Origin of the sequence: Kitasatospora sp. LaBMicrA B282, from assembly GCF_050325825.1 — a bacterium.
In the GTDB taxonomy this organism is placed as follows: Bacteria; Actinomycetota; Actinomycetes; order Streptomycetales; family Streptomycetaceae; genus Kitasatospora.
The window spans coordinates 1-8,916 of sequence record NZ_JBNQTI010000249.1; the positions used below are offsets into that span (position 1 = coordinate 1).

Here is an 8,916-nt window from a genome sequence, read left to right on the forward strand (position 1 = left end):
GGAGCCGGTGCCGCCGGCCCAGTCGGCCGCGCCGGCTCCGGGGCCCGCCGCGGCGCCGTCCCCGCCGGCTCCGTACGCGGTGCAGGCGTCGGCCCCGCAGCCGCCGCGGGCAGTGCAGTCACCGCAGGGGGGTGCACCGGCCGCCGAGTACTACCCGACGGGGCCGGACGACGAGGAGGTGTCGGCCGACGACCTGGCGATCACCGAGGCGCCCGAGTCGAGCGTCTCGGGCCAGGAGCTGATCATGCGCGAGCTCGGTGCGACCGTGCTGGAGGAGATCCAGCACGGCAACTGAGGCCGCAGCGCAGCCGGAACCCGTGCGCGATCGGGGCCGGCGCGGCTGCTGAACCGTGATCGGGGGCGGCGGCCGGTGCCGTCCGCCGCCGAACGCGTAGGCTCGACCCCGATGCGGTCCGACGGGCGACCGGGTGCGTTCCGGCCCAGGACCTTCCGTTACCTCAACCTCAGGCACCACAGGCAGGAGTGAACCGTGTTCCCTGGCGGTCAGCCCAACATGCAGCAGCTGCTCAAGCAGGCGCAGAAGATGCAGCAGGACCTCGCCAAGGCCCAGCAGGAGCTGGCCGAGGCCAAGCTGACCGGCAGCGCCGGCGGTGGCCTGGTCGAGGCGACGGTGACCGGCAGCGGCGAGCTGGTCGCGCTGACCATCGCCCCGGCGGCGGTGGACCCGGAGGACACCGAGACGCTCGCCGACCTGGTCCTCGCGGCGGTCCGCGATGCCAACGCGGCGGCGCAGAAGCTGCAGGCGGAGCGGATGGGTCCGCTCACCCAGGGGCTGGGCGGCATGGGCGGCGGGATCCCCGGCCTGCCGTTCTGACCGGCCGGCCCCTGACCGGCTGACCGAACGGCGGACTGAACGATCGATCGCCCAGCCGGCCCCGCGCCACGGGCGCCCCGGCCCCCACGGCGTCGCAGGCCACCGGGCCACCGGGCGCCGCCGTCTGCTGATCGACATTCGGCGGTCGTGGAGCGGAACAGTTCGATCAGAGTCGATTTTCGGGCGTCGGACGGTGTGTCCGGCGCCCGGTTCGTTGGATGATGGCACCGGCGGAACGGCCGGGTCGTTCGACCAGTGGAGAGGTAGCGCGGTGTACGAGGGCGTTGTTCAGGACCTGATCGACGAGCTGGGCAGGCTGCCCGGCGTCGGGCCCAAGAGCGCGCAGCGGATCGCCTTCCACATCCTGCAGTCCGACCCGGTGGACGTGCGGCGGCTGGCGCACGCGTTGCTGGAGGTCAAGGAGAAGGTCCGGTTCTGCGCGGTCTGCGGCAACGTGGCCGAGGCCGAGCAGTGCCGGGTCTGCCTGGACCCGCGCCGCGACCTCACGGTGATCTGCGTGGTCGAGGAGCCCAAGGACGTGGTGGCGATCGAGCGCACCCGCGAGTTCCGTGGGCGGTACCACGTGCTCGGCGGCGCGATCAGCCCGATCGAGGGGGTCGGTCCGGACGATCTGCGGATCCGCGAGCTGCTGGCCCGGCTGGCCGACGGCACCGTCGGCGAGCTGATCCTGGCCACAGACCCCAACCTGGAGGGGGAGGCGACCGCCACCTACCTGGCCCGGCTCTGCAAGCCGATGGGCCTGAAGGTGACTCGGCTGGCGAGCGGGCTGCCCGTCGGCGGGGACTTGGAGTACGCCGACGAGGTCACCCTCGGCCGGGCCTTCGAAGGGAGACGACTGCTCGATGTCTGACAACAGTGCGTACCAGGCGGTGCATCCGGACCACACACCCGAGCCGGACGACTTCGCGGTGCAGATCGCGGACTCGATCAAGAGCTTCGTGCTCGCGGTGACCGAGATCGCCAAGGGCGACGAGCCGGGCAGCGCGGTCTCACTGCTGCTCCTGGAGGTCTCCCAGCTGCTGCTGGCCGGCGGGCGGCTCGGTGCGATCGAGGACGTCGTCCCGGAGGACCGCTTCGAGCCGGACGCCGGGCCGGAGCCGGACGGGGTGGAGCTGCGCGAGCACCTGGCCGAGCTGCTCGCCCCGATCGACGTCTACCACGAGGTCTTCGACCCGTACGGGCCGCCGGCGATGCCGAACGCGTTCCGGATCTCGGACGACCTGGCGGGCGTGGTCAGCGACCTGCGGCACGGGCTGACCCACTACGACGAGGGCCGGGTCAGCGAGGCGCTCTGGTGGTGGCAGTTCTCCTACCTCTCCACCTGGGGCTCGACCTGCACGGCGGTGCTGCGCGCGCTGCAGTCGCTGATCGCGCACGTCCGGCTGGACAGCCCGATCGGCGCGGCGGCGGACGGGGCCGACACCGACGACGACGGACTCACGGACGAGCAGCTGGAACAGGCGGCCGGTGACCTGATGGCGGCCGAGCTGGGGCTCTGACCGCCGGTCGGTCGCTTGGAGTTCTGACCGCCGGTCGGTCACTTGGAGTGTGCGGTCCCTCAGAGCGTGGCGAGCAGCCGGCGCAGCAGCTCGTTCAGCTGCTGCGCCGGCTCTCCGCCGAGGCCCGCCTCGTCCAGGGCCCGCTGCTGCTCGGCCAGGCCCGCGGCCACCGCCTGGTCGACCACCGTCAGCCCCTGCTCGGAGAGCGTGATGCGCAGGCCGCGCCGGTCCACGGGGTCGGGGGAGCGGGTCAGCAGGCCGGCCCGCTCCAGCTTGTCCAGCCGGCCGGTCATGCCGCCGGTGGTGAGCATCAGGGTGGCGGTCAGCTCGCGCGGTGACAGCACGTGCGGGGCGGGGGCCCGGCGCAGCGTGGCGAGCACGTCGAACTCGCCGCGGCCGATGCCCCACTGCTGGTAGGTCTTCTCGATCCGGTCGCCCATCTGCCGGGCCAGCCGGTAGATCCGGCCGAAGACCTCCATCGCGTCGGTCTGCAGCTCGGGGCGGGCCACCTGCCACTGTCCGACGATGGCGTCCACAGCATCCGGCGGCACCGCCACCCCACGGTTCGACGTTCCCGGATCCGGCTGCATCCTCATCCTCTGCTGCTCCATGGCCCCAGTCTGCCACAAAAACGATTGCATCTAAGTAGCTTAGTGGTAAGTTACTTCCAGCTGATCCAATGCTGACGTCGTGACTGGGGGACTCCGTGCTGCTGAACCGGCTTTCGAGGGACCGGATCGACCGGACCGACCGGAAATACCGGAACGACCGGATCGAGCGGGTGCCGGGCGAGCGCGCGCTGCTGACCGGGATGGCGATCGACTCGGTCGGCTCCGGCATGTACGTCCCGTTCAGCCTGGTCTTCTTCCGGCACGTCACGGGGCTGCCGCTGCCGGTGATCGGCGCCGTGCTGACGGTGGCCGGGTTCGCGGCGATGGCGGCGCTGCCGCTGGTCGGGGCGGCGGTGGACCGGTTCGGCGCGCGGCGGTTGCAGCTGGCGCTCTACGTGGTGCGCGGGCTGGGCTTCGCCGCCTACCCGTTCGCGACCGCGTTGCCCGCCTTCGGGGCGGTGGCGCTGCTCACCTCGATCGGCGACCGCGGGTTCCCGGTCGCGCAGCAGGCGCGGATCGGCGAGCTGGCGCGCGGGGCGGACGTGGAGCGGCTGCAGGCGATCGCCCGCAGCCTGTCCAACGCGGGCCTGGGCGCCGGGACGCTGCTCGCCTCGCTGATCATCGGGGTGCTGGGCGACCGCGGCTTCACGGCGGCGGCCTGGCTCAACGCGGTCAGCTTCTTCGCCGCCGCCCTGCTCGCCCGCCGGGTGCCGGCATCGCCGCGCCCCGCCGCCCAGCGCCCCACGGCCCCGCGCCCGACCGCCACGACTCCCGCTCCCGCCCCCACCCCCGTCCCCACCCCCGGCTTCCGCACCGTCCTGGGCGACCGGACCTACCTCGGGCTGACCGGCGCGAACTTCCTGATCGCGCTCGGCTACTCGGCGCTCTCGGTGCTGCTGCCGGTCTTCGCGGCGACCCGGCTGAACCTGCCGCAGTCGCTCACCGGCGCGGCCTTCGTGCTGAACACGGCGCTCTGCGCGGTCGCGGGCGTGCCGGTGGCCCGGTTGGCCCGGCGCTTCGGCCGCCGGAGCCGGACGGCGGCGGCCGGGGCGGGGCTCTTCGCGCTGGCGGCGGTCGGGCAGGCGGTGCTGGGCACGGTGCGGCCGCACGCGCTCTGGATGGCCATGGGCGGACTGCTGCTGCTGGTGCTGGTCGCCACGCTGGGCGAGCTGGTGCACAGCCCGTCCTCCTCGGCGCTCGCCACCAGCGCCGCGCCGGTCGCGCTGCGCGGTCGCTACCTGGCGACCTTCCAGCTCTCCTGGTCGCTGGCCAGGACGCTGGCGCCCTCGCTCTTCACGCTGCTGCTGGCGGCGGACGCCCGGCTGCCCTGGCTGCTGGTCGCGGCGGCGGCGCTGGCCGGCGGCGCGGTGCTGCTGCGGCTGGGGCGCCGGCTGCCGGCCGCGGTGGACGTCGCGGCGACCCCGACCCGGGTGCTCCGGCCCGCCGCGCCGAGCGCTGCGCCGAGCACCGCGCCGAGCGCCGCACCCCGCGCCGCAGCGGCCACCCTGCCGACCGCCTGCTGACCCGGCTCGGGCCCCCGACAGGCCCCCAGGCGCCTCTCACCACTCCCGTCCCGAAGAAATCGCCAAGATCACACCCCGGCAATTCCCCGCCCCACCACCCCCGCCACCGCGAATCCTCCGCCCCCGCCCCCCACGCCCCGCAGAGTCGCCGGTCCGCCCACCAAACCCATGCTCACCAGCTGAAACGTGAGTCTCATGATATGGATAACGGCAGACGGTCGCCCCCTGCTCGGTAGACTGACCGGCGACCGCAGTACCCCCTCCCCAGGGGGTCTGGGGGGACCGGACGGCGCCACCCCGCGTCGGGCACCACCCCCCGACAAACGACTCAGTCGAGGAGCGCACGTGGGCCTTGTCGTGCAGAAGTACGGCGGCTCATCCGTTGCGGATGCCGAGGGCATCAAGCGCGTGGCCCGTCGAATCGTCGACACCAAGAAGGCCGGCCATGAGGTCGTGGTCGTGGTGTCCGCGATGGGCGACACGACGGACGAGCTGATCGAACTCGCCGAGCAGGTATCCCCCATTCCGGCCGGCCGCGAGTTCGACATGCTGCTGACGGCCGGAGAGCGGATCTCCATGGCCCTGCTGGCGATGGCGATCAAATCCCTGGGTCACGAGGCCCAGTCCTTCACGGGCAGCCAGGCCGGTGTGATCACCGACCAGGTCCACAACAAGGCGCGCATCATCGACGTGACGCCGGGCCGGATCCGCTCCGCGCTGGACGAGGGCAACATCGCCATCGTGGCCGGCTTCCAGGGCGTCTCCCAGGTCAGCAAGGACATCACCACGCTGGGTCGGGGCGGCTCCGACACCACGGCGGTCGCGCTGGCGGCCGCGCTCAAGGCCGAGGTCTGTGAGATCTACACCGACGTGGACGGCGTCTTCACCGCCGACCCGCGAGTGGTGAAGAAGGCCCGGAAGATCGACTGGATCGCCTACGAGGACATGCTGGAACTGGCGTCCTCCGGCTCGAAGGTGCTGCTGGACCGCTGTGTGGAGTACGCGCGGCGCTACAACATCCCGATCCACGTACGATCGTCGTTCTCCGGTCTGCCGGGGACCATCGTCAGCAACAGCAACCCCAACAAGCCCGAAGGGGGCGAGATGGAGCAGGCCATCATCTCCGGAGTCGCCCACGACACGTCCGAGGCGAAGGTCACGGTCGTCGGGGTGCCGGACAAGCCGGGCGAGGCGGCCCGGATCTTCCGCGCCATCGCCGACGCCGAGGTCAACATCGACATGGTGGTGCAGAACGTCTCCGCCGCGTCCACCGGCCTCACCGACATCTCCTTCACCCTGCCGAAGACCGAGGGCCAGAAGGCCATCGACGCGCTCGGCCGGGTCAAGGAGGGCATCGGCTACGAGTCGCTCCGCTACGACGACGCGATCGGCAAGATCTCGCTGGTCGGCGCCGGCATGAAGTCCAACCCCGGGGTCACCGCGACCTTCTTCGAGGCGCTCTCCGAGGCCGGCGTCAACATCGAGCTGATCTCCACCTCGGAGATCCGCATCTCGGTGGTCACCCGGGCCGAGGACGTGCCCGAGGCGGTCCGCGCCGTGCACAGCGCCTTCGGGCTGGACAGCGACAGCGACGAAGCCGTCGTCTACGGCGGGACCGGACGGTGACCTCGGGCGGAGAGGCCGGGCGCCGACCCAACCTCGCGGTGGTCGGCGCCACCGGCGCGGTGGGCACCGTGCTGCTCGGCATCCTCTCCGCCCGGCAGGACGTCTGGGGCGAGATCCGGCTGATCGCCTCCGCGCGCTCGGCCGGCCGCCGGCTGACCGTGCGCGGGCAGCAGGTCGAGGTGGTGGCGCTCACCGAGGAGGCCTTCGAGGGCATCGACGTCGCGCTGTTCGACGTGCCCGACGAGGTCTCCGCGCAGTGGGCGCCGATCGCCGCGGCCAAGGGCACGGTGGTGGTGGACAACTCCGCCGCCTTCCGGCTGGACCCGGACGTGCCGCTGGTGGTCCCCGAGGTCAACGCGGCCGCAGCCCGGATCCGGCCGCGCGGGATCATCGCCAACCCCAACTGCACCACCCTGTCGATGATCGTCGCGATCGGTGCGCTGCACTCCGAGTTCGGACTGAGCGAGCTGGTGGTCGCCTCCTACCAGGCGGCCTCCGGGGCCGGTCAGGCCGGGATCGACGCGCTGCGCGCGCAGACCGCGACGGTGGCCGGCACCAGCGCCGGCGAGCAGGCCGGCGACCTGCGGGCGCTGATCGGCGACAGCGGCCCGTTCGCGGCACCGCTGGCGCTGAACGCGGTGCCGTGGGCCGGCTCGCTGCGGGCGGACGGCTGGTCCTCCGAGGAGCTCAAGGTCCGGGACGAGAGCCGCAAGATCCTCGGGCTGCCGTACCTCAGGGTCGCGGCGACCTGCGTGCGGATCCCGGTGATCACCACGCACTCGCTGGCCGTGCACGCGGTCTTCGAGCGCGAGGTGACCCAGCAGCGGGCGCAGGAGATCCTGGCCCAGGCCCCGGGCGTGGTGCTCTACGACAACCCGGCGGCCGGCGAGTTCCCGACCCCGAACGACGTGGTCGGCACCGACCCCACCTGGGTCGGGCGGGTGCGCCGCTCGATCGACGACCCGACCGCGCTGGACCTCTTCCTCTGCGGCGACAACCTGCGCAAGGGCGCGGCGCTGAACACCGCTCAGATCGCCGAACTGGTCGCGGCCGAGCTGAGCGGCTGACCGGCCGGAAGCCTGACCGCCTGACCGCCTGACCGCCTGACCGGCCGCGACCCGACTGCCCGCGAGCCGGCCGCCGGCGCGCCGACCCGATTCCGGAGCCCCCTCGTGTGGAGGGGGCTCCGGTCCTTGCGGAAGAATGTCACCCGGACGGGGCAACCCTGAGGGGGGATCGAGTGTCCAACGGTCGTGACAGACCTGGCAGTGGCAGCAGTGGGGCCGACGGTACGGGTGCCGCGGGGTGCCGTGCGGCAGCCGGTTGAGCCGATGACCACGGCCGCCACCGACACGGCAGGCGCCAGCGTCGACCTGCTCACGACCACCTACCAAGCCCACTACCGCTCCCTGCTGCGGCTGGCCGCGCTGCTGCTGGACGACAAGTCCAGCTGCGAGGACGTGGTGCAGGAGGCGTTCATCCGGGTGCACTCCGCCCGGCGGCGGGTGCGCGAGCCGGAGAAGACCCTCGCCTACCTGCGGCAGACCGTGGTCAACCTGTCGCGCAGCACGCTGCGCCGGCGGCTGCTCGGGCTGCGCCTGTTGCCCAAGCCCATGCCTGACATGGCCAGTGCAGAAGAGGGCGCCTACGATGCTCTGGAACGCGACCAGTTGAAGGCGGCCCTGCAGGGCCTGCAACGCCGCCAACGGGAGGTCCTGGTGCTGCGCTACTACGCCGACCTGACCGAAGCTCAGACCGCCGAACTGCTCGGCATCTCGGTGGGCGCGGTGAAGGCCTACGGCTCACGCGGGCTGGCGGCGCTGCGGGTGCTGATGGGGGCCGCGGGTGCCGATGGGGAGCAGCGATGACTGAGGATCGGTTCGCCCGTCGGACCCCGCAGGCCGGGCCGCCGCCCGGCGCCGGGTCCGCCCCGCCGTCCGTGCGGCCGGAGCCGTCCGAGGCCGAGGAACAGGTGGTGCGCGACCTGCTGCACCGCGCGGTCGAGGGCGTGCACCCCGACGCCGGGGCGCTGCCCCGGATCCGCCGGGCGATCCCGCGCCGGCGGGCCCGCAACCGGCAGCTGTGGACCGGTGCGGTACTGATCGTGATGGTCTCGGTCGCCGCCGTGCCCACTCTGCGCGGCCTCGGCGGCCTGCAGCTCTCGGACGGCTCCGCGAGCAGCCCGGACGCTGCGCCGGGCAGCACCGGCAGCAGCACGCCCGCCCCGAGCGCGCACCCCACCGGGGGGCGCCCGGTGGTTCCGCTGCCGGTGCCGTCCACGGCCGGCGGCGCGGTGGACGGCAGCCCGAGCGGCTCCGCGACCCCGGTCTCCAGCAGCCCCACCGCGGCGACCACGTTGCCGGCCGCGCCGGGCGCCTCGCCCGCCGCGCCGCCCACGGTGCCCGACTGCGGCCGGGCGGACCTCGGCGGCGGTCAGGGCACGGCCGGGGCGGCGGACGGCAACGGCTGGTACTACGGGTCCTTCACGGTGACCAACGTCTCCGGGCACGCCTGCGAGCTGAACGGCGGCGGCGCGGTGACCGCGACGCTGGGCGGCGGCACCGGGGTGGTGCGAGTCCTCGCGCACACCGCCGGCGACCCGGCCGGCGGACTGCCGGACCCGGCGGGCCTGCCCGGCCGCCTGCTGCTCGCCCCGGGCGGCGGCTACCGGCTGCCGTTCGCCTTCCAACCGGACACGGCCTGCCCCGCGGGCGGCGCGGGCGGCAGCGGCGGCACCCCGGTGGCCAGCCCGAGCCCGAGCGCAGCCGCCCCGGCGGCCAGCGGAGCCGCCACCCCCACGC

Annotated in this window: 9 protein-coding genes and 1 pseudogene; 9 read left to right on the top strand and 1 reads right to left on the bottom strand. The window is 73.5% G+C overall.

The features are described 5' to 3' along the window. The 4 genes and pseudogenes from ACQRUO_RS36880 to ACQRUO_RS36895 form a co-directional block, all read left to right on the top strand. Positions 1–295: pseudogene (locus ACQRUO_RS36880) on the top strand (DNA polymerase III subunit gamma and tau); the annotation flags it as partial. 195 nt (positions 296–490) lie between these two features. Continuing rightward, complete coding sequence (locus tag ACQRUO_RS36885) at positions 491–835, top strand: YbaB/EbfC family nucleoid-associated protein (RefSeq protein ID WP_428320545.1); 345 nt, start codon at positions 491–493, stop codon at positions 833–835. Between the two features lie 271 nt (positions 836–1,106). Further along, on the top strand, positions 1,107–1,706 hold the full coding sequence (gene recR / locus ACQRUO_RS36890) for a recombination mediator RecR (protein ID WP_428320546.1): 600 nt from the start codon (positions 1,107–1,109) through the stop codon (positions 1,704–1,706). Continuing rightward, a complete protein-coding gene (locus ACQRUO_RS36895; protein ID WP_428320547.1) occupies positions 1,699–2,355 on the top strand; it encodes a DUF5063 domain-containing protein in 657 nt (218 codons plus the stop codon). The genes recR and ACQRUO_RS36895 overlap by 8 nt, the downstream gene beginning before the upstream one ends. A gap of 59 nt (positions 2,356–2,414) precedes the next feature. Here ACQRUO_RS36895 and ACQRUO_RS36900 read toward each other — a convergent pair whose 3' ends face one another. Further along, positions 2,415–2,951 carry a MarR family winged helix-turn-helix transcriptional regulator gene (locus ACQRUO_RS36900; protein ID WP_428320553.1) on the bottom strand — a complete coding sequence of 179 codons (537 nt, stop codon included), beginning with the start codon at positions 2,949–2,951 and terminating at the stop codon, positions 2,415–2,417. Between the two features lie 110 nt (positions 2,952–3,061). On the opposite strand from ACQRUO_RS36900, the gene ACQRUO_RS36905 reads away from it, so the two are divergent. The 5 genes from ACQRUO_RS36905 to ACQRUO_RS36925 form a co-directional block, all read left to right on the top strand. Beyond that, positions 3,062–4,489 (top strand): MFS transporter, encoded by a 1,428-nt coding sequence (locus ACQRUO_RS36905; protein ID WP_428320548.1) that lies wholly within the window; start codon positions 3,062–3,064, stop codon positions 4,487–4,489. Positions 4,490–4,834: 345 nt separating this feature from the next. After that, complete coding sequence (locus ACQRUO_RS36910; RefSeq protein ID WP_428320549.1) at positions 4,835–6,115, top strand: aspartate kinase; 1,281 nt, start codon at positions 4,835–4,837, stop codon at positions 6,113–6,115. Further along, entirely contained in the window at positions 6,112–7,182 is a 1,071-nt protein-coding gene (locus tag ACQRUO_RS36915) for an aspartate-semialdehyde dehydrogenase (protein WP_428320550.1), read from the top strand. The genes ACQRUO_RS36910 and ACQRUO_RS36915 overlap by 4 nt, the downstream gene beginning before the upstream one ends. Positions 7,183–7,446: 264 nt before the next feature. Then, positions 7,447–7,983: a SigE family RNA polymerase sigma factor gene (locus ACQRUO_RS36920; RefSeq protein WP_428320551.1), complete on the top strand. Its 537-nt coding sequence runs from the start codon at positions 7,447–7,449 to the stop codon at positions 7,981–7,983. After that, a partial coding sequence (locus ACQRUO_RS36925) for a hypothetical protein (protein ID WP_428320552.1) occupies positions 7,980–8,916 on the top strand: 937 nt, incomplete at its 3' end. The genes ACQRUO_RS36920 and ACQRUO_RS36925, both read left to right, overlap by 4 nt.

What these genes read in the sequence shown, in the direction of transcription:
- ACQRUO_RS36900 (WP_428320553.1), bottom strand. Translation starts at nt 2,951, where the DNA reads ATGAGGATGCAGCCGGATCCGGGAACGTCGAACCGTGGGGTGGCGGTG.
- ACQRUO_RS36920 (WP_428320551.1), top strand. Translation starts at nt 7,447, where the DNA reads ATGACCACGGCCGCCACCGACACGGCAGGCGCCAGCGTCGACCTGCTC.
- ACQRUO_RS36895 (WP_428320547.1), top strand. Translation starts at nt 1,699, where the DNA reads ATGTCTGACAACAGTGCGTACCAGGCGGTGCATCCGGACCACACACCC.